Annotated in this window: 17 protein-coding genes; 5 read left to right on the top strand and 12 right to left on the bottom strand. The window is 53.4% G+C overall.

Going from position 1 to position 21,084, the window contains the following annotated elements:
* Positions 1-15: 15 nt before the first annotated feature.
* Positions 16-498 carry a YajQ family cyclic di-GMP-binding protein gene (locus tag K325_RS0105450; RefSeq protein WP_029653258.1) on the bottom strand — a complete coding sequence of 161 codons (483 nt, stop codon included), beginning with the start codon at positions 496-498 and terminating at the stop codon, positions 16-18.
* 134 nt (positions 499-632) lie between these two features.
* Here K325_RS0105450 and K325_RS0105445 point away from each other — a divergent pair, with 134 nt between their 5' ends.
* Entirely contained in the window at positions 633-1,607 is a 975-nt protein-coding gene (locus K325_RS0105445) for a response regulator (protein WP_029653257.1), read from the top strand.
* 217 nt (positions 1,608-1,824) lie between these two features.
* On the opposite strand, the gene K325_RS0105440 is transcribed toward K325_RS0105445, so the two are convergent.
* The 6 genes from K325_RS0105440 to K325_RS0105415 all read right to left on the bottom strand — a co-directional run bounded on the left by K325_RS0105440 (position 1,825) and on the right by K325_RS0105415 (position 8,874).
* On the bottom strand, positions 1,825-2,838 hold the full coding sequence (locus tag K325_RS0105440; protein WP_029653256.1) for an AraC family transcriptional regulator: 1,014 nt from the start codon (positions 2,836-2,838) through the stop codon (positions 1,825-1,827).
* Positions 2,839-2,928: 90 nt separating this feature from the next.
* Positions 2,929-4,140, bottom strand: coding sequence for an argininosuccinate synthase (locus tag K325_RS0105435; RefSeq protein ID WP_029653255.1), 1,212 nt, complete (start codon positions 4,138-4,140; stop codon positions 2,929-2,931).
* 135 nt (positions 4,141-4,275) lie between these two features.
* The gene (gene fliS / locus K325_RS0105430) at positions 4,276-4,680 is read right to left on the bottom strand and encodes a flagellar export chaperone FliS (protein ID WP_029653254.1); all 405 of its coding nucleotides are present in this window, start codon (positions 4,678-4,680) and stop codon (positions 4,276-4,278) included.
* A gap of 36 nt (positions 4,681-4,716) precedes the next feature.
* Complete coding sequence (gene fliD, locus K325_RS0105425) at positions 4,717-6,705, bottom strand: flagellar filament capping protein FliD (RefSeq protein WP_029653253.1); 1,989 nt, start codon at positions 6,703-6,705, stop codon at positions 4,717-4,719.
* 215 nt (positions 6,706-6,920) lie between these two features.
* On the bottom strand, positions 6,921-7,355 hold the full coding sequence (locus K325_RS0105420) for a flagellar protein FlaG (RefSeq protein WP_029653252.1): 435 nt from the start codon (positions 7,353-7,355) through the stop codon (positions 6,921-6,923).
* 70 nt (positions 7,356-7,425) lie between these two features.
* Positions 7,426-8,874 (bottom strand): flagellin N-terminal helical domain-containing protein, encoded by a 1,449-nt coding sequence (locus tag K325_RS0105415; protein ID WP_029653251.1) that lies wholly within the window; start codon positions 8,872-8,874, stop codon positions 7,426-7,428.
* A gap of 453 nt (positions 8,875-9,327) precedes the next feature.
* Here K325_RS0105415 and K325_RS0105410 point away from each other — a divergent pair, with 453 nt between their 5' ends.
* Entirely contained in the window at positions 9,328-10,785 is a 1,458-nt protein-coding gene (locus K325_RS0105410; RefSeq protein WP_029653250.1) for a flagellin, read from the top strand.
* Positions 10,786-10,954: 169 nt separating this feature from the next.
* Positions 10,955-12,958 (top strand): tetratricopeptide repeat protein, encoded by a 2,004-nt coding sequence (locus tag K325_RS0105405; RefSeq protein ID WP_029653249.1) that lies wholly within the window; start codon positions 10,955-10,957, stop codon positions 12,956-12,958.
* A 55-nt stretch (positions 12,959-13,013) separates the two neighbouring features.
* Here K325_RS0105405 and sbcB read toward each other — a convergent pair whose 3' ends face one another.
* Both sbcB and K325_RS0105395 read right to left on the bottom strand, forming a co-directional pair.
* Positions 13,014-14,462 carry an exodeoxyribonuclease I gene (sbcB, locus tag K325_RS0105400; RefSeq protein WP_029653248.1) on the bottom strand — a complete coding sequence of 483 codons (1,449 nt, stop codon included), beginning with the start codon at positions 14,460-14,462 and terminating at the stop codon, positions 13,014-13,016.
* A gap of 45 nt (positions 14,463-14,507) precedes the next feature.
* Positions 14,508-15,386 (bottom strand): hypothetical protein, encoded by an 879-nt coding sequence (locus K325_RS0105395; protein ID WP_029653247.1) that lies wholly within the window; start codon positions 15,384-15,386, stop codon positions 14,508-14,510.
* Positions 15,387-15,739: 353 nt separating this feature from the next.
* On the opposite strand from K325_RS0105395, the gene K325_RS0105390 reads away from it, so the two are divergent.
* Positions 15,740-16,768: a response regulator gene (locus K325_RS0105390; protein WP_029653246.1), complete on the top strand. Its 1,029-nt coding sequence runs from the start codon at positions 15,740-15,742 to the stop codon at positions 16,766-16,768.
* A 2-nt stretch (positions 16,769-16,770) separates the two neighbouring features.
* A complete protein-coding gene (locus K325_RS0105385; RefSeq protein WP_029653245.1) occupies positions 16,771-17,721 on the top strand; it encodes a sensor domain-containing diguanylate cyclase in 951 nt (316 codons plus the stop codon).
* Positions 17,722-17,762: 41 nt separating this feature from the next.
* Here K325_RS0105385 and K325_RS0105380 read toward each other — a convergent pair whose 3' ends face one another.
* The 3 genes from K325_RS0105380 to K325_RS0105370 form a co-directional block, all read right to left on the bottom strand.
* Complete coding sequence (locus tag K325_RS0105380) at positions 17,763-18,131, bottom strand: histone-like nucleoid-structuring protein, MvaT/MvaU family (protein ID WP_029653244.1); 369 nt, start codon at positions 18,129-18,131, stop codon at positions 17,763-17,765.
* A 165-nt stretch (positions 18,132-18,296) separates the two neighbouring features.
* Complete coding sequence (gene tviB / locus K325_RS0105375) at positions 18,297-19,559, bottom strand: Vi polysaccharide biosynthesis UDP-N-acetylglucosamine C-6 dehydrogenase TviB (RefSeq protein ID WP_029653243.1); 1,263 nt, start codon at positions 19,557-19,559, stop codon at positions 18,297-18,299.
* 69 nt (positions 19,560-19,628) lie between these two features.
* Positions 19,629-21,050, bottom strand: coding sequence for an MBL fold metallo-hydrolase RNA specificity domain-containing protein (locus K325_RS0105370; RefSeq protein WP_029653242.1), 1,422 nt, complete (start codon positions 21,048-21,050; stop codon positions 19,629-19,631).
* Between the last annotated feature and the right edge of the window lie 34 nt (positions 21,051-21,084).

The raw sequence follows: 21,084 nt of genomic DNA, 5'->3' as shown, positions 1-21,084 counted from the left end.
AGCAGCCTCTCCGGATCAGTCGCGGAAATTGTTGAACTGCAGGGGGATATCCAGCTCAGCTTCACGCAGCATGGCGATGGCCTGCTGAAGATCGTCCCGTTTTTTACCAGTCACACGCACTTTGTCACCCTGAATGCTGGCCTGGACCTTCATTTTCTGATCCTTGATCATTTTAACAAGCTTCTTGGCCATATCGGTTTCAATCCCCTGCTTCAGGGTGAAATGCTGTTTGACCAGCTTGCCCGCTTTGCTTTCGCCGTCTTCCGACAAAGCACGGGTATCAATATCACGTTTGGCAAACGCCATGCGCATCATGTCGACCAGCTGCTCCAACTGAAACTCCTGCTCAGCACTGAGCGTCAGACGCTTGTCTTCAAGTTCAATGTCGGCTTCTACGTTTTTGAAGTCCCAGCGATTGCCCAACTCACGCTTAGCCTGATCCACTGCGTTTGTGACTTCGTGCATTTCGATTTCTGAAACAATGTCAAAAGAAGGCATAGTCGTTATTCTCCAATGGCCACCGAGGAGTATACTGTGGCGACAATTTGATTACGGATGTTCAAAGCCGCCAAGAATACCAAGAGCTGTGGCGAACCGCATCTGACAATGGACTGGTTAGAAGTAGACAAACAATGCCAAACCTGGATCTTCCCATTCTCGTCGTAGACGACGCCAAGTTCAGCAGTATGGTGGTCGCCCGTACTCTGCGAAATGCCGGCTACCGCGACATACGCATTGCCAACAATGCGCCCGCGGCGCTCGCGCTGATGGATCAACGCCCGGTCAGCGTGCTGATTGCGGACTGGCTTATGCCGGAGATGGACGGCCTGCAACTGACCGACCAGGTAAGGCAACAGGACGAACAGAACAATCACTACACTTACGTCATTCTGCTCACCGCACGAGAGAGTGTCGAAGCCCTGTCGGAAGCCTTTGATCGTGGTGTCGACGATTTCATCTATAAATCAGACATGACGAAACAACTGATCCCCCGCATCTTTGCCGCGGATCGCATGGCCGACCGGCAAAATACCCTGCTCCGCGCGAACGCTCTCCTGGTGGAAAACAACCGGGAACTGGAATCCAGCAACATCATCGATCTGGAAACAGGGCTGACCAACAGCAAGTACGCACGCCAACGGCTGCAGAAGACACTGCGCCATGCCGAGTCCAGAGGCGGATCAACTGCCTACGTTATGTGTGGCATCCGTAACTGGCAAGATCTGAAACGCAAACACCCTCCCAGCGTGATGAGTGAACTGTCGGTGGGCATCGCTCGCCGTCTGAGCACACTGATTCGACCCATCGATGCCCTGTGCCGGATTGGCGACAACCAGTTTGTGATTGTGTCTTATTTTCCAGACAGCGATCACTGCACCACCACGGCTTTCCGTCGCATCTACGACGGCATCAACCACAAGGCCCTGAAAACCACTGCAGGCTTTATCTCCGTTGAGGCCGGAATGGTTTTGTGTAAAGCCGATGCGCAGAATGGAACGCCCTCCGTACAGGACGTAGAGCGCACCGCCGTCCAGGGCCTGGTGGATGCTTATGAAACCCGGAGATTCACAGAGACCGCTCCAGAAATACGGGAAAGCGTGCAGTAATCACAATCCGTAACACTGGGACACACATCACAAACAGACACCAAAGATGATCCCGTTTATTCTGGAACCGTGGAATCAAGCAGTATCCACCCATGGCGGAGGAGCCGTGTAGTACCTCCGCCGCCATCCGGGTACTCTCCACAGGATTAACGAATTTTTCAGGCACTTTCGTTCTTTCCGAATTTTATTTTAAGCCAGCTCTGTTGAGCTGGCTTTTTTATTGCCTTCGGAAGTCTCCCGGCGTTTGTCCCGTTGCCGCCTTGAACTTTCGATGAAACGAGGTGGTCTCACTGTACCCCAGGCGTAACGCAATATCCGGAATACCCATCCCTGTATTGAGGAGATAGTCTTCAGCCATCTGTTGTCGCACCTCATCCAACAGTTTCTGATATGACACCCCTTCCTGGCTCAGTTTTCGTTGCAGTGTTCGGCTGGTCATTCCCAGATCTTCCGCAACCATGTCCTGGCGAGTAATCCCATCGGCCAACTGCTTCTGAATGCTTTGCTTTACCTGAGAGGTAAGGTCGGTGTCCGTATCCAGCAACGCCAGTTGTGACAATGCGTGAGCTTCCAGAGTTTTGCGCAATAACGGATCAGGCTGGCGCAGGCGTGTCGCGAGCAACGACTGGGAAAAGGTCACGCTGTTCTCATCAGAACCAAACTCTACCGGGCACCCCCACCGATCGTGATACGCCTTTTCATGCACCCCGCCTGGGGAAGCCCGGCATAACCGCACACAAAGAGGCGAAGCCTCATCACTGTCTGCCAACCATCGCGCATAATTGATCCACGACGCGAACACATTATCCACGACCTGCGGCCAAACGACAGGATCCGTAAAGTTGCAGGTCCAGATCAGCGACGCAGACTCCCCCTTCATTTTCAGCCGCGTGGTGCCCATATCGCCCACCAGCTTTTCGTACGGGGCAATACGTGTGACGGCCTCCCCGAGAGTCGCGCAGCTCATAGTGATATAGCCCAACACGCTGTAGGACCCTGGCTGAACGTAATCACCGGTTTCCAGCCCCAAGACCGGGTTGTCAGTATGCTCCGCCAGTGCGTGAATAAAGGCCTGGAGCTGCTCACCTTCGATTCGCCCCTCATCAGAATCAAGAATCCCGGGTTTCAGCCCGGCCAGCGTAAACATGGGGGCCACGGCAATGCTCTTGGCATCGGCATAGCGAACATACTGCCGCAAAGCGGCGACGGAAGCGGTACCCAACGGGTTCATGATAGCGGCATTCGTTATTGGAATTATCTGGAAAGTATAAACAAAAACGCCCGGTTATAAACCGGGCGTTTTCAGGCTTTCAACAAACAATCAAAGCTTGCGACCCTTGCCGGCGGCAATCCGAAGGCGCAGGGCGTTCAGCTTAATGAAGCCTTCCGCGTCTTTCTGGTCGTACGCACCCTGATCTTCTTCAAAGGTAGCGATCTTTTCATCGAACAGGGAGTCGTCGGACTTACGGCCAACAACGTCGACGTTACCCTTGTACAGTTTCAGGCGAACGGTGCCGTTCACGTACTCCTGGGTGTTATCGATCAGCGCCTGCAGGGCTTCGCGCTCCGGCGACCACCAGTAGCCGTTGTAGATAACGTCGGCGTAGCGCGGCATCAGACTGTCTTTCAGGTGAGCCACTTCGCGATCCAGAGTGATGGACTCAATGGCGCGGTGGGCACGCAGCATGATGGTACCGCCCGGGGTTTCGTAACAACCGCGGGACTTCATGCCCACGTAGCGGTTCTCAACGATATCCAGACGGCCGATGCCGTTCTCGCCAGCCAGCTTGTTCAGCGTTTCCAGCACAACGTGCGGCTTCATGTCCTGACCGTCGATGGCCACAATGTCGCCCTTGCGGTAAGTCAGCTCAACATACGTCGGCTCGTTCGGAGCGGCTTCCGGAGACACACTCCAACGCCACATATCTTCCTCGGCTTCTGCCCAGGGATCTTCCAGATTCATGCCTTCGTAAGAGATGTGCAGCAAGTTGGCGTCCATGGAGTACGGGCTCTTGCCCTTCTTCATTTCTACCGGGATGTTGCGCTCTTCACAATACTTGAGCAGCTTCTCGCGTGAGTTCAGATCCCACTCACGCCAAGGGGCAATTACTTTGACGCCCGGCTTCAGCGCGTAGGCACCCAGCTCAAAACGAACCTGGTCGTTACCTTTGCCGGTCGCGCCGTGAGAGATGGCATCGGCACCGGTTTCGTTGGCGATTTCCACCAGACGCTTGGCAATCAGCGGCCGCGCGATGGAAGTGCCCAGCAGGTATTCACCTTCATAGACGGTGTTGGCGCGGAACATCGGGAACACGTAATCGCGCACAAACTCTTCACGCAGATCCTCGATGTAGATTTCCTTTACGCCCAGCGCTTCCGCCTTGGCACGCGCCGGCTCAACTTCCTCGCCCTGACCAATGTCGGCGGTGAATGTCACCACTTCGCAGTTGTAGGTATCCTGCAACCACCGAACAATAACGGAAGTATCCAGGCCGCCGGAGTAAGCCAGCACCACCTTTTTGATATCAGACATCTGTGTGCTCCAGACTGAATAGAATGGATGTATTGAAAAGAAGGTCGTTATTGTACGGGATGGCGGGGGGAATGGCTATAAAACCCCTACCCGGCAGTTAGATAGGGGCAACACAGTGGGAGAAGAACCGCAGCGTTAACCTGCGGTTTGCGAAGGCTGTGAAACAACTTCCTCACGGATGCCATCCCAGCCTTCTTTCATGGAACGGAGTAGCTCCAAAACCTCATCCAGTTTCTCAAGATCATTCCTGGCGCTGGCTTCTAGCAAGGTGCGCTCCATATAGTCGTATAGCGCTTCCAGCCGTGCGGCCAAATCACCGCCCTTCTCAAAATCCAGAAAAGATCGCAGCCCGCCAATAATCTCTATGGCCTTGTTCAGCAACTGGGCCTTGCCACCGTAATCCTTTGCCTGCACTCGGGCTTTGGCCATGTTGATGCGTTCAATGGCACCGTTGTACAACAACTGAATCAACTTGTGCGGATCGGCATCGGTGATGCTCGTTTGAGTGTTGACCCGTTGGTAAGCTTGCAAACCGTTCATAATTAACCTCGTGATGCACTAACGGGCGCTTGCCGGTCAGTTGCTGTTCCGGTTGTTCTGCGGAGCCAGGGCAGCCAATTGCTGACTGACATAATCTCTCGTGCTGTTAAGCTGGGCGATTAAAGAGTCAGCCGCCGTAAACTGTTTGACCAACCGATTACGGTACGCCTCTATTCGCTCTTCAAGCTTAATCTGACTTTCCTGAATATTCTCCAGTTCACGGTTGAGACTGGCGGTACGGGATTCGAGTTTGCCATCGGCGCCTACGAAACCGTTGACCAAGTCAACCATGCTTTTGCCGACACCTTGCACGAAATTGATCGAACCACGGGCACCAACCTGATCACCCAGCACACGCACCTGAAGGCCGGAAGCCGGGCCCGCATCGCTTCCCAAATACAATACCTGACCGTCGCCCTTGGCAACCCGGCCATTGATCGTGCCTGCAACATCTTGCCCCGCGACACCTTCGGCGACAGCCAAACCAAGCTGAGCGCCATCTTCCACCGAGGTGATGCTCACGCTGGATTCCGAGCCATATTTACCCGACGTAAACGTCAGCCGGTTGTTACTATCCAAACCAACCTGTACGGAGTCGCCCGAGGCCCTTAACGCCGCGTTACTGTCGAGCTGGGCCTGAATATCGGCAACCAGATCCTGAGCCGACAAGTTACTGCCTTGGGTCAACTGCAAATTAATTGTAGTCGCGCCATTAATCTCGAGACTCAGCTCATCATTGCTGGAATCAATTGTTACGGTACCGGCCACGGCGCTGCCGCCTACCAGCTCACCGCGGGTGGCCGCCTGGGTAACATTGATGTCGTACTTCCCCGGTTGAGTATCAGACCCGCTGCGAACAAACTCAACCTGGGCATCCGTCGTCCGCCCCTGCTCCGCAAAAAGGGCTGTCACATCATCCGGATTACTTTTCAGCTGAGCCTCAAACTCCTCACGATCAAACTCCAGTGCGCCGGTTTTCGGGTCGGTTGAAATCCCAACATCCGCCAGGCTTCGAACGCTGGCATTCTCCAAACCTGGAATCACTCCGGTAAGAATCTGTCGCATCTGACTCTGCAACGCTCGAACCGTGCCGTCACCATTCAACAGCCCAGCCACTTCAGTCTCTGCGTTGTAACCCGCCAGGCCACTGATCGTCGACTGCAAAGCGTTGTATTTGTCCACAAAACCCTGAACACGATCCGCAACCGCTGCGAAATCCTGGGTGACCTTTACCGATGAGGTCCCCACTTCTTTAATATCAAAAGACAAGCCATCAATGACATTCTCGAAATTGTTGGTCGCCCGGATAACTTCAATCCCGTTTATTTTCATCACCGCATCCGATGCGGCGATGGTCTCTTCAAAGCCAGCACCAGTGTTCATACCAGCATTAAAAGCAAAGCGGGAAAGCCCGGCACCATCTTCATTGTTGTTGTCGCTGTCATTAGCGGTAATGCTAACGGCATTGGCTGTACCGGTTTCATCGGCGGACAACACCAACTGAAAACCACTACCGGTATCAATCACTCCGGCCGACACACCCGCATCGGAATCGTTAATGGCATTGGCCAGACCTTGCAGGGAATTATTGCTGCTATCAATGGTGATGGTGGTGGTTTTGTCACCTACAGAGAACGTGAGGCTACCTTCGCCCACCGGCGCCGTGTCGCGATCGGCAAACACATCCCGGGATGCCAGCGCCTGTGCCGCCGCCAGGCTGGTAACATCCAGACTATACGTGCCCCGGCTGGCCGTAGCGCTATCGACGGATACACCAATATTTTCATTGGAAGAAGAGGCAGAAAATACCTTCAGATTGTCGGCGGCACTTAACTGGCGCATGGGAAGTCGCAGCTCTGTAATAGCGCTGCGCAACCGACCATAGGCTGACAGCATGGCTTCCGCCCGCTCGGTTTTCTGCGTTAGACGGATATCCGCCGGTTTGCGCTCTGCCGCAACCAACTGATCCACCAAGTCTGACGTTAGAACACCAGACCCAATCCCCAATGATGAAATACCCGCCATAACCATGCCTCCTCAAGGGGGCCGCTTTCCTTTAATAAATCTGTTAACGGCCGCAACCGGCAAAACTTTGCCTTAATTGTAGCGCCAATATGTAACAGATCGTAACCAGGCACTACCTACGAGCCCGCGCCTAAAACCGCAAACACCGCCGAACCCTCCCGGGTGCGGCGGTGCTGAAATACCGTTGCTGTCATCCGCGCAAAAGCGGCAAGCTTTTACACTTTAATGTTGAACAACGTCAGCGGTTCATCCTGCTGCAATTTTTCTGCCAACCTCAAAGCTACTTCATCGGGAATCTGGCGAATCACTTCCTGGGTTTGTTGATCAACCACCTTTACAATCGTCTGCCCCAAGTCATTATCCACTTCAAACTGCAAATCCCGCTGCACGTTCTGAACAAAATCGTTCAGCTGGCTAACCGCCTGGTCCAACTCTTCACGCTGCGCTTCGTTATGCCCCTTCAGCGTATCCGCCTGGGACGTTTCGTTAGCAACATTCGAGCTAGGAACCTGGCGCACGCCGGCAGCTGAAGCAGCAAGGTCAGGGGCACTCCGGCCCTCGGCCTGAGATGACGACAGCGCCTTCACCGGGGCCCGATCACTGGTGTTCACCAGCTTCAGGCTCGGGTTGTTCAGGTTAACGTCATTCATAGCTTTACCTCGCTATCCTCAAACGGCGGATGGCCGGAACACGATGGCTCCGGCCGTCACCGTCATGCCCTTACTGCAGGAGAGAAAGAACCTGTTGCGGACGGGCGTTCGCCTGAGCCAGGACGGAGATACCGGCCTGCTGCAGCACCTGGGATTTGGCCAGGTTGGCGGTTTCTGCCGCAAAGTCAGCGTCCAGGATACGGCTGTTGGAGGCGCTGAGGTTTTCGACAGACGTACCCAGGTTGGCGATGGTGGACTCAAAGCGGTTTTGGATAGCACCGAGCTCGCCACGTAGACCATTAATACTGTTGAGAGCCGAGTCCACAGATTTAATCGCCGAATTTGCATTTTCAACGGTATCGATCTTCACATCAGCAATCGTGCTATTCAGATCAACCGCTATAACCCCCGGGCTACCAAGCTGAGCAGCATCAGTTGCACCACCCACTTCGATAGACTCAAGCGCTTCCAATGTTACCTGACCGATTGCTGTAGCCGCAGTGCCTGCACTATCAACCGCAGTGCTAGTTGAGCCGTTGACCATTGCAGTAATACCACCGGAAGCCGCCGTTCCTGAACCACCATCAGTTAACGTTTGTGTTACTTCGATGTTACGTCCATCTGCCGCGGTAAATACAACATCCCCATCCTTGTTTTTGCTAGCGACAACGCCTGTCGCTGCAGACTCTTGGTTAACATCCGCGATCAACGCATCTGCATCAATACCTGAAGACAAATCAGACACTGACACAACGGTCTCTCCGTTTATTTCAAGAACATAGGAGTCATCCCCATCTCCAGCGATAGCGCCAAAGGTCAAGGTCTGCTCGTTCGTCGCTGTTGCAGTCAAACCTTGCACAGAAGCCTTGTTAATCGCCTCAACCACTGACTTCGCCGAACCGTCAGAAGAAGCTCCGACGGTCACAGTCTCGCCCTGCCCAACAGTTATTTCCAAATCTCCGGTCAGGGCCGTTCCTGTAGCCTGCAACTCTCTGGAAGCGATTGATCCAATCTGATCCGCCTTGGCACCTTGGCTCAAGTTAATGCCGATTGTTTCGCCGGCGTTAGCACCTACCTGGAAGTTTTGTTGGCCAAAAGTACCATCCAGAACTTTAAGGCCGTTGAACGCTGTTTGCGACGAAATCCGGTCAATCTCGGCAATCCGCTGCTGCACTTCGTCATTCAACGCTTGGCGATCGGACGCACTGTTGGTGGCGTTAGCGGACTGAACCGCCAGCTCACGAATCCGCTGCAGGTTATTGGTAATCTCGTTCAACGCCCCTTCTGCAGTCTGGGCCAAGGAGATCCCGTCATTCGCGTTTCGTGTCGCGACATTCAAGCCGGAAATTTGAGACTGGAAGCGAGTAGAAATTGCCAGACCAGCGGCATCGTCTTTGGCCGAGTTAATACGAAGACCAGAAGACAAGCGCTGCAGCGCCTGGTCATTCATGCCCTGAGACTTGCTCAACTGGTTCTGGGCGTTAAGGGATGCAACGTTAGTGTTAATACCGAGAGCCATAATGCTTCTCCTTCGACCGATGTCGTTATTTCATGGAAAAGGTTTGGCGCCCGAGTTCTGAGTTGGGAGCGCCGCCCTGTTACTCCACTTAACGGCACGCCACCCGGTTGCTTTAGGAAAAATATCCGAGATTTTGTAAAGGAATGTAAAACGCGCAGATTGCAGGCCACCTCAAGAGTCTCTCGTCCGGATAAAGACATCTCAGCAAGCTCGCTGAAAGCGGCAACCCCTTTCCTTTCTCCGAGTCAAATTTCCAGCACCCCCTTTCCCATACATCCAGAATACAAAGACAATTCAACAATAAAAACAGTGCAATACCGCCAACAAATAGAAACTGGCACACCCTTCGCTTGGTACACAGCAAAACGGCAATTTAACGAATTTTCGCCGGCGAGGGTTCCCCTTCAAGATCGGGCACCAGGCTTCCGGCACCTCTGAGCAGGGAGAATTGATATGCCTCAGGTCATCAATACCAACATTGCGTCGCTGAACGCTCAGCGTAATCTGAACGCCTCACAAGGGCAGGCCAACACCGCACTTGAGCGCTTATCGTCTGGCCTGCGTATTAACTCGGCCAAAGACGATGCCGCTGGACTTGCCATCTCGGAACGCTTCCAATCCCAGATTTCCGGCCTGAATCAGGCACAGCGGAACGCGAACGATGGCATTTCTCTGGCGCAGACGGCTGAGGGGGCAATGGATGAAATCACCAACAACTTGCAGCGGATTAGGGAACTGGCGGTTCAGTCCGCCAACGCCACGAACAGCATTTCGGATCGGCAGGCCCTGAACCAGGAAGTTCAGCAGCGGATCGAAGAAATTAACCGGATTGCGAGCCAAACGTCGTTTAATGGCCTGAAGGTGTTGGATGGTACGTTTGGAGTTCAAACCTTTCAGGTAGGCGCGAACACAGGTGAAACCATCGGCATCAGCGGGCTCGACTCTCGTGGTAGCAAACTCGGCTCGGTGTTAGGCAAAACTCAGGATTTTGTAACTTCAACAAAACCGGTTCCCACCACAACCGAAACCGTAGACCTGGCCTTCGCAACGGCGGCAGGAACGGTAACGATTGGATCATCGACACTTGCGGTCACCTCTGGCGACCTGACCGATCTCGCCAGTCTTGTTACGGCCATAAACGGCCAACTAACAACCGATGGTTTAACAAACATTGCTGTCACCGAAGATAACGGCAAGCTTGTTATCACAAACTCCACCGGCGAGGATGTAAAGGTCAACCTTGACTTGACCGACGGTGGCACTCCACCACAAGAATTCAAACAAAATGTGAACGCGCTCGGTGGCGGGCTGGATGCCTTCTTCAAAGCCGGTAACACTGCCACATTTGACTTCACTGTTAACGGTGTCGCTTTTTCTGTAGAGGACGCAGGATCTCTTAATGACCTGGTAGGGGCCGTCAATGCGCGCTCAAACGAGACAGGCGTCAAAGCCAACCTTGACAAAACCAATGAAGAAGTCATCTTTTCGTCAACATTTGGCACGGATTTCGACGTTACCATTGCAGCCGACCTGGATAGCACTGGAGTCGATGATATCAACTTCAGCGAATCCTACACTGCTGCAGCGAATACGGTTTCACTGAACGATACAGACATCTCTACATCGGAAGGTGCAGACCAGGCTATGATTGCGATCGACTACGCCATTGATCAAATCAACGGCTACCGCGCTGAACTCGGTGCCGTCCAAAACCGTTTCGAGTCCACTATCGCCAACCTGGCCACAACGTCCGAGAACCTTTCCGCCTCCAATAGCCGAATCCGGGATGCCGACTTCGCGAAGGAATCCGCTGAACTGGCCAGAACCCAGGTTCTGCAACAGGCTGGCCTCTCTGTTCTCGCTCAGGCAAATGCCCGCCCACAGCAAGTATTGCAGCTACTCCAGGGCTAATCTGAACAAACAACCATTAACGCGGCCGGGCCAACAACCCGGCCGTTTTTTTTATTCCATCCCATCCAAAACTGGCACACCTTTCGCAACACTTGTTCAAACCCTGGCAAACCGTCACGAAACTGCAGACCTTTGCCGCATCGGATATTGGCTGGTAACGAGGTGTTCCATGCAAGTACAACATCACAACGCTCATCTTCCCCACTCCGTTAAGGCGCAGGTTGCACGTTTGGTGTTGCAGGCCAACCTGGCCTATGGGGAGTCCAACAATCAGGAGAGCTCCTACGTTCAACGGCTGAAAGAGCGTCAAGCGTGTCGGGAGCATCTTGGCCAGGCGTTATCCCTTGATGCAGACAACGCTGCCGCGCTGGGGTTACTGGGGCGAGTGGAGCTGGATGACGGCCACCTCGAAAAAGCGTACGCACTTTTCAATGCCAGCCTGAATCAACATCCCGGACAGGCTCAGCAGTACTGCAATCTCGGGTACTGGGCTCTGAAAAGCGAACGACCGGCCCAAGCTGAAGCGTATTTTGTTCAGGCTCTGGAATACGATCGGCAATCTTCCGCCGCTTTCTGTGGCGTCGCCCACGCCAAGCGTTTGCAAGGCCAGTTTGATGTTGCCTACCTCCATTACCGCAAGCTACTGCAAACCGGCTCGGAATGGGGCTCCATCTATTCTGGCATGCTCACCTGTGCCCGGCACCTTCAAGTACACAGGGCAGACTCCGATCTGGCTCAGGATGCTATCGCCCTGCTACGACACGAAGGCCTTCCTCACCAGGAAATCGGCCGGTTTGTCGGCGCCATCATTCAACAGCAGTACGACCTGGACAACCCAAGCTTTCAGGTAATGCTGGACGCAGCCGCCGAGGATGAACTGCTGATTCTCGCACTTCAGAAAACCCTGATGCCAAACGCGGCGGTTGAAGAACTGGTATCCCTGCTACGCCGCGCAGTTATGGCGGAAGTTGCGCATACCGCAACGCTGAGGGACGAATTACAACCACTCTGCCTTGCAATCGCACTGTATGCGGAGCGCTCCGGTTTTGCCATTGCAGCCGAGGACGACGAGGAGCGGCTGGCCAGCACCATCAATGAAAGCCTCTCGGCACAGCTCGCCATGGGCGACCCTCAAGATGCCCTCACCGGCTCCCTGATGGTCAGTGCCATGTACGGAGCCCTGTTTCACCAACGCTTCGCCGTTCAGCTTGGCGCCTGGAACCTCATGGACTGGCCACTGGGCCTGCAACCCGTCCTGTCGACCAGCTACTACAGTCGTGCCGAAGAAGAAGCCATCAAACAGAACTTTGATGAAAAAGCCGAAGAACTTTGTCTGGAAAAAGCTGACGTTCCGCAAGCCTGGCCATCCTGGAGCAAACTGGCCCATCGGACAGAAACCAGCCTGAGAACCGTCATGGCTCAGGAGCTTGACCTCAACACCGAACATTTGCCCACCACCCTTCGGGTTATGGTGTGTGGCGCTCAATCCGGGCAGAGAGCCCTGGAGCTGGCGCAATACCTGGACGACGTAGAGGTGATTGCTGTCGATGAATCTCTGGCCAATATTGCCAAAGGTACCCGGATGGCCCAGAAACTGAATATCGGCAACATCGTGTTCTGGCCCTGGTCTATCGCCCAACGATTTGTTGCTGACGGTCATCAGGTGCACTGGATCGACATAGGCCGTCTACCCTCCGCAGCCCTGACACAGCTCTCACTGGCAGCGCTGATCAACAGCGCAAGCCATTCGGGAGCTATTGTGCACCTGCATACCGCTATAGATGAACAGACACCGGGCGACAAACAGATCCGCCGGCTGATACACGAGCATAATCTGCAGCCAGGCCGAACGTCTCTGCGACAACTGCGTCGCATGGTTCTGGCCAACCGACAGGATGCGCTGTGGACCGATCTGCTTCAGGATGAGAACTTTTACAGCCTGGGAGGCTGTCGGGACCGCTGGTTCCGCGCGCAGGATAGCCGCCAGCTTGAGGAGACACTTGCCCTGCTCAGCAACGAAGTGGAATGGAAACTGGTGAAAGCACGGGATGAGGATGGGCACAGCCTCGCAACAGGCCCGGTACAGCGCCAGATTCAGGCCGAGGTGCTTGGCAGTGAAGTGCAGAGCCTGATGGGACAAAACCTGAGCGTGTACTTCCAGCGTCGGCGATAACCGACAAAAGGCCCCGGAGCGTTCCGATAAACAGCACTCCGGGGTCTATTTTCCATTACAGATAGGGAACCAAAGACTCTCCATAGAGGTGCAAATCCTCAAGAATCTGCTGCTTCTTCGGCGTCAGCTCAGGGGCCGATGCCAATCGCTGCAACTCACGGCCGTATAACTCAAGCGAGCGCCAGCCTTGCTTCGGCTGCATTAACCGCTCCGCTCTGAACTGCTCCCAACGCTCCATTTCTTCACCGAGCAGGGTGTCCGGATAGTTTCTTGCCCGATAGCGAAACAGCATCTCTGGCAGTCGCTCATCGTCAAACCGCAACTCCTCCTCCCCAAGCGCAGCTACGGGTTGCGTAAGTAACCAGTTAAGCTTCTCCCGGTCGGTTTTACTGATAAAACCTCCGGCGTACAGCTGCTCATCCGGGTCCGTCAGATCACTACCCTGAAAATCCTGCTCGAAGGCCTGTGCAATCCTGGCCGACAACTCAGGCGCCCTTCGCAATTTAGCCAGGTTTGCCCGCAGCACCTCCCCATTAAGTTCCAGTTCCGACAGCCGTTCCGGCGACAGCGTAGACAGCATGGCTGCAGGTGCCAACACCGGGCATTTATTCAACTGCACCCCCTTCAGCGGGAACCTGCTTATGCCTTCACCCAACTCAGCCTGGCTGGTGAATACCCGCTCCCGGATTTCTTCGACAGAGGCGTTAATCAACTCTGTCGGGTCTTCACGAAGGTCGTATACGATCACCTGATTCTTGTTGCTCAGACTCTCCGCCAAGGGAGCAACCAATGCACAACACCCACGTGCTGCCGGGTATTTAGCTGAAATGTGAAACACTGGCTTCATGGTGCCGGTGTCCAGCATTTGCCGTGCAGAGTGCTTATCCTTATTGTTCAGTACGAACTCGAACAACTTCGGCTGTTTTTCCTTGATCATCTTCGCCACGGCAATCGTCGCCAGCACATCCGACATCGCATCGTGAGCGCTCTCGTGAGCAATGCCGTTGGCCACCGTCAGCTCTTCCAGCCTGAAACTCGGGCTGCCATCGTCTTTCTTAGGCCAGTTGATGCCATCCGGGCGCAAGGCATAGGTAAGCCGAACCATATCAATGATGTCCCACCGGGAATTTCCGTTCTGCCATTCTCTCGCGTAGGGATCGCGCAGATTCCGGTAGAGCGTGTGGCGGGTTACTTCATCATCAAAACGGAGGCTGTTGTAGCCAACAACACAGGTGCCCGGCTGGCTGAATGCCTCGTTAATCTGCGCAATGAACTCCGCTTCCGGAAACCCGTCTTCAAGCGCTTTCTGGGGCGTAATACCTGTAATCAGGCAGGCCTCAGGAGAAGGGAGGTAATCGTCTGCCGGCTTGCAGTAGATCACTAATGGGTCTTCGATCACGTTAAAATCCGCATCAGTGCGGACACCAGCGAACTGAGAAGGCCGGTCATGGACCGGGTCTACCCCGAAGGTCTCGTAATCGTGCCAGTAAAAAGAGCGGATCAAGGCAAGACTCCTGCTTATTGGTTCAAGGGCAGAAGTCTATCAAAATCAAAACAGCTTAGTCCCCATATCAACCTGATGAGTACGCAACCTGTCGATACCATTGGGACCAACCATCTGACTTAGATCGACCGTCATATCAGTGGGCAAGTTGATATAGACGCCCTTCCCAACGCTGATGGTATTCGCGCCATCCAGCGTTTGCCAGGCGACCCCGTCATCACGCTGAAAGCCTATGAAAAACGCATCCGTAAACCCGATGGTACCGTCAGCACTGCCGTTATCTTCTCCCACCGTCAAGGATTGCAGATGTGTCAATGGCGCGCAATTGGCACCGGCCACACAGGAGTTCGAATCAATACCGATGTGGGAGGCCCGGTAATTCGTTGCCGCGCCGCCATCTCCATCAAACAGGTAGGTATCGTAAACCGTCCCGGTCGAATCCTGGACTTTCAACCCTATATCACCACTGAAACTGGTGGTATGAGACGACACAGACCCTCGAGCCTGACCGAACCCCATCCTGAACCCAGCCAGCCCGGCAGCATCCTCTGCCAACTCGATATAGGGCATGCGCCCCTCAAAAGGAATGTCATCGCCGGCATTGTAGGTTCGACCATTGAAGGTTTCACCATCCGAACGGGCGATGTGGCCGAGCGCCAGATGAGTGGCAGCGAAATCCGTGCCACCATTGATCTGGCCCGCCTGCAAATCGTCAATGTTCACCCGGGTTTCCACATCCATGGTCAGCGTCATCCGCGTGAAATCGTGATTCTGGCCGGGAATATTCTCAATCTGCATAAAAGCCTGCCCTGTTACCTCACCCATGGCTCTCTCCGAAATGGGCTCAAGCTCAGCCTGAGAAACGGGCGACATACCCAGGCAGAGCACGGTAAGGACAGCGTATCCGTACGCTTGCTTTGTCATAAACGTGTGTCTCTGATTGTTTTTGTGAGTCAGTTTCGACACCCGACTCCTGCCCGTCTGCTCATTCATTATTTCGATACGGGCAAGCGGCCTGTTATTCTATGTAACAAAATGTTTCTTTTTGACCGTAGCAAGACTATATCCGACTCAGGCACGTACTAACGGTGAGATACATCACATTCACTCATTAATTACCCAGACGTTCCCGTTCAAGCTTGAAGGGCATCACAAGAATAGACTCGCGAGATTCAGGCCATGGCACTTATCTGGCCTCAAATTAATGTCGCCTCCATGTACACAATTTGTAACACTGGTATACTTAGACACCTTATTTGGGCATCCGACTTTACCCCATGACCTCCAGAATTCTGATTTGCGACGATTCCGCTCTGGCGCGCAAACAAATGGCAAAAGCTCTGCCTCAAGGCCTGGCCGACGACATTCTGTTTGCAAATGGTGGCCAGGAAGCTTTGGATATTCTGCAAGAAAAGAAAGCTGACCTTCTCTTCCTCGACCTGAACATGCCGGAGCCCGACGGCTATCAGGTGCTGGAAAGCATTCGCAAACATGACCTCCCCGTGCTGACCATCGTGGTGTCCGGCGATATTCAGCCCGAAGCGCGTGAGCGGGTTCGCAAACTCGGTGCTATTGATTTCATCAAAAAGCCAACGGATACCAGGCAAGTCGCCAGACTGCTGGAAGAGTACGGTTTTTATCGTCCCTCGGAGCTTGAAAACACCGCCTTCAACGATGCCAACCTGCACAACAACGGTCATATCTCTCCGTCGATCTCAGTCAGCCTGAACGACTACCTGCAAGAGACTGCTAACGTCGCCATGGGGCGCTCATCCGATCTTCTTGCCAGGCTACTCAGAGTATTCGTAAAACAACCCGTCCCCAAAGTGGCTTTTATCGCCAACTCCGAACTGCATATGGCCATCTCAGCCGCTCAGAGAGAAGACGATTACTCCGCTGTGTGCCAGGGGTTCACCGGGGCCGGAATCGCCGGCGAAGCCCTGCTGCTGTTTGAAGACGCCAGTTTTCGGGAAATGGCAGAACTGCTCCATTACGACGTGCTGGAAGGTGAGTCCGTGAATGTCGAAGTACTCATGGATATGTCCAGCATTCTGTTCGGGGCCTTCATCAACGGTATCGGAGATCAGCTGGACCTTAAACTCGGGCTTAGCCACCCCACCGTTCTTGGCCAGCACCGCCCCCTCAACGAGCTGCTGGATCACCACAGCCAACGGGAAGAGCAACTTCTATGCATTGAAATCAGCTATGTCCTTGAGAACCGGGATATACATTGCAATATGCTGATTTTATTGACTGAAGATTCCATTCCTTTTCTTGAAAAGCGCCTTGCCTATCTGGTGGATTGACTATGGGCTTTAAGCAAAATGCCAACGAATTTCACTGGCTGATGGACATGCTCGAATCCGTGGAGGTTGGGTTGGTCGTGCTGGATCTCGACTTCCATATTCAAGCCTGGAACGGGTTCATGGAACACCATAGCGGCATCACCGCCAGTCAGATACAAGGCCAGCTACTCTTTGATGTCTTCCCAGACATCCCAAAAGCATGGCTCACCCGAAAAGTCGATGCCGTAGCCATGCTGAACATCAGGGCTTTCACCTCCTGGGAGCAGCGCCCCTATCTGTTCAAATTCCGGAACACCCGGCCGATTACCGGCACGGAAGCGTACATGTTCCAGAACCTGACCATCAGCCCGATCACCAATCCAAGTGGCGAAGTCGAGAAAATCTGTCTGCTGATCTACGACGTGACCGAATTCGCCAGCAGCAAACGCGCGCTGGAAAGAGCTAACGAGCAATTAGCCCGCCTGAGCATGACAGATCGGCTGACCGGGCTTCTAAACCGGGGAACCTGGGAAAACCTGGTGGACGCGGAGTTTGAAAGATTCCGGCGCTATGGACAGGCCACCAGCCTGGTCATGTTCGACATCGACCATTTCAAATCCGTCAACGATAACTACGGCCATCTGGCCGGCGATGAAGTGATCAGGCATGCCGCCCAGATTACCCGTAACAACGTTCGGCAATCCGACAGCGCTGGCCGCTATGGCGGAGAAGAGTTTGGCATCATTCTTCCCGAAACCGACACCGAAAGCGCCAGAGTGATCTGCGAGCGGATTAGAGACGCCATCGAAAATAGCGTGGTTAACACGACCGCAGGCGACATTCAGTACACAATCAGCATGGGCATTGCTCAGCTAACCGACTCACCGGAAAACTACATGCAGTGGATGCAAAAAGCAGATGAGGCTCTGTACAAAGCCAAACAGGGTGGGAGAAACCGGGTTATCGTTGGGTAAAATAAAGCCCCCTCACCAGTTTTCAGGCGGGGGGCGTCAGATCAATCCTGCTGCCAACTCTGTACGGCTTCTTTACCGTACTTCTCACGCCACTCATTCAGAGTTTTGTGGTTCCCACCGCGAGTCTTAACAACGTCACCGGTATGCGGGTTCTTATACGTTTTCAGCGGGCGCTTGGCACGAGTAGCCGCTCCCGTATCGGCTTTCACGCCCGCAATAGAGGGATCAATCGCGGAGAGAATCTGCAGAACATCCTTCGGTGATTTGTCATACTCTTTCATCAAATCACGAACTTTATTCTCAAACTCCAGTTCGCTCTTCAGTGCCTGGTCCTTTTCGAGCTGCTCAAGCTCGGCGGCCAGCTTTTCCATAAGCTGTTTCTTCTGGTAGTAATCGTTAATCTTTGCCATGGAAATAAAACCTTTTACCTGATGGTTTTAATACTGAGTGAATATGACCGAGTGTCGACATGAATAGTAATAGAGCAACCCTGATAACGCAAAATATTTTATTTAAATATGCTTAACAACAAAGCCGGCTCAAAGGCCGGCTTTATCATTCAAAGCACATCAATATCATAAACGAAGATCAGCCTGCCCTAATGGAAGAACACCCTTCAAATCAAACAATATACCGCTGCTATTCGTATAATCCCGTAATTGCTCCGAAGACATTCCTGCGTATTCACGGTGCGGAACCGCCAAAAATACCGCGTCATACTCTCCCTTTCCGGGCTCGGCAACCAAAGTAATACCGTACTCGTGTTCAGCTTCCTGATTATCAGCCCAACAATCGGTCACATCCACCTGACAACCAAAATCTTTAAGCTCATTAACCACATCAATAACGCGGGTATTACGCAGATCCGGACAGTTTTCTTTGAAGGTAAGCCCCATCACCAACACACGTGATTTAGCAATGGTATGCCCTTTTTTGATCATCGCCTTAACCAAGGCGGCGGCGGCATATGGCCCCATATTGTCGTTCACACGGCGGCCTGCAAGAATAATCTCTGGGTGATAGCCAATTGCCTGGGCCTTATGGGTCAGATAATACGGGTCCACCCCGATACAGTGCCCCCCAACCAAACCGGGTTTGAACGGCAGGAAGTTCCATTTCGTTCCTGCCGCCGCGAGAACTTCATGGGTATCAATTCCGATACGCGCAAAGATCATCGACAACTCATTCATCAGCGCAATATTCAGATCCCGCTGGGTGTTTTCGATCACCTTGGCCGCTTCCGCAACCTTGATTGAGCTGGCTTTGTGGGTGCCTGCCGTAATGATATCTGCGTATAGGTTATTCACCTCATCGGCAATCTCCGGAGTCGAGCCAGAGGTTACCTTCATAATGGTAGTAACCCGGTGCTCCTTATCGCCCGGGTTAATGCGCTCCGGACTGTAACCGGCAAAGAAGTCCTGATTGAACTTCAGGCCAGACATTTTTTCCAGAACCGGAACGCACACTTCCTCAGTGGCACCGGGGAACACCGTGGACTCGTAAATAACGATGTCGCCCTTCTTGAGGATTTTACCCACGCTCTCACTGGCCTTTACAAGCGGGGTGAGGTCCGGCGATTTATACTCATCAATCGGCGTTGGCACTGTCACGATGTAGATCTGGCAGTCGGCAATGCCGTCCAGAGTGTCGGTAAATGAAAGCTGGGACGCAGTCGCTAACTCCTCTTGGCTCACCTCTCGGGTAACATCAATACCATCTTTGAGCTCTGATATTCGCTTGGGGTTGATATCAAACCCAACCACCTCACGCTTTTCTCCGAATGCAGCTGCCAAAGGCAAACCCACGTAACCAAGGCCAATAACCGCAATCCTTTTCATGTTTTCTCCTGCGTATATAAAGGTAATAGCACCAGAGCAACTCACCAACGGCTTAAATAGTGTGTTCCATTATTCAATGGGAATCAGAATATCAGAATCCGGAGCTATTGACTCCAGAGCTTGTCTGAAAGACTGCTTCGCCGATTTATCCCCATGAACGATTCGAATCTCGTGAGGCGTCTCCGGAATGCCACCAATAAACCGCAACAGATCGCCCTGGTCAGCATGAGCTGAATAGCCTCCGACCGTATGGACTCTGGCACGGATATCGTAGCGTTCACCGTCTAACTCTACCCAACCGCCGCGAGGACCATGTTCAAGAATGTTCCGACCTGGCGTGCCAACTGCTTGATAACCAACAAACAGCACGTCATTTCGCGAGTCTCCCAACATAGCCTTTAGGTAATTAACCACGCGACCACCCGCACACATACCGGAACCCGCTATCACCACACAAGGCCGACGAGAGCGAACCAGATAATCCACTGCATTCAGGTGATCTTCATGGGAATTAATGACGGTTAACTGCTCAAAGGATAAAGGATGCCTTCCCGCATTGACCCTTTCGCGAGCCTCGTCATCCCAAAAAGGCTTCAGGTCGCGATAGATGCGGGTAAACTCTGCTGCCATTGGAGAGTCCACTACAATTTCCAGATCCTGCCACCGGAGCGCACCAGACAAACGAGTTTCGTCCAATTGGGGAATTTCAGCTTCACCAAACTCAGCAATCAGCCCTTCAATCTCGTATAGCAAGTCCTGTGTTCGGCCAATGCTGAACGCCGGAATCAGCACCGTGCCACCATCTTCCAGCGCATGCTCAAGAACGGACTTCAATCGATACCGGCGACTCTCGCGGCCTTCATGATTTCTATCGCCGTAGGTGCTTTCAATAATCAGGCGATCCGCCTTTTCAGGTGATGCCGGCTCTGGCAGCAATGGAGAATGTGGCGCCCCCAGGTCTCCGCTAAATACAATGCGCTCGGTTTTACACGCTCCCTGAACATCACACTCTACGTATGCAGAGCCCAGAATATGCCCCGCTCTTTGCAACCTGACTTTCAGTGCAGCATCGCCCCCGGCAACCACTTCATGCCACTGGCCATAGGGCAGCGGCACCAGTTGGCTGCGAATGCGATCCAATACCCGGTTAATCAAAGCACGATCCCGGGTAAAGCCGATTTTCAAAGCGTCTTCGAGAATTTCCGGCAGCATGATGGCTGAGGGTTCAGAGCAGACAATTGGCCCATCAAACCCGGCACCCAACAAATAGGGAATCCGCCCAACGTGATCAATGTGAACGTGAGTCACCACAAGTGCCCGGATATGATCAATAGGGAAATCAATCACCAGATCTGCGGCAGAGGAAACCCGGCCCTTTTCCTGTCCCTGGAAAAGTCCGCAATCGATCAGAATGCCGAAATCTGCCGTTCGGAGTTCATGACAGGAGCCGGTGACACCATTGACGGCGCCATGATGTGTAATCTCAGTCAATGGTCATACACTCCATGTAAAACCACAAAAGTTC

This window comes from Marinobacter daepoensis DSM 16072, assembly GCF_000421165.1.
Lineage (GTDB): Bacteria > Pseudomonadota > Gammaproteobacteria > Pseudomonadales > Oleiphilaceae > Marinobacter > Marinobacter daepoensis.
The sequence above is the reverse complement of the archived record's forward strand: the minus strand, read 5'-3'. Positions and strand labels throughout refer to the sequence as shown.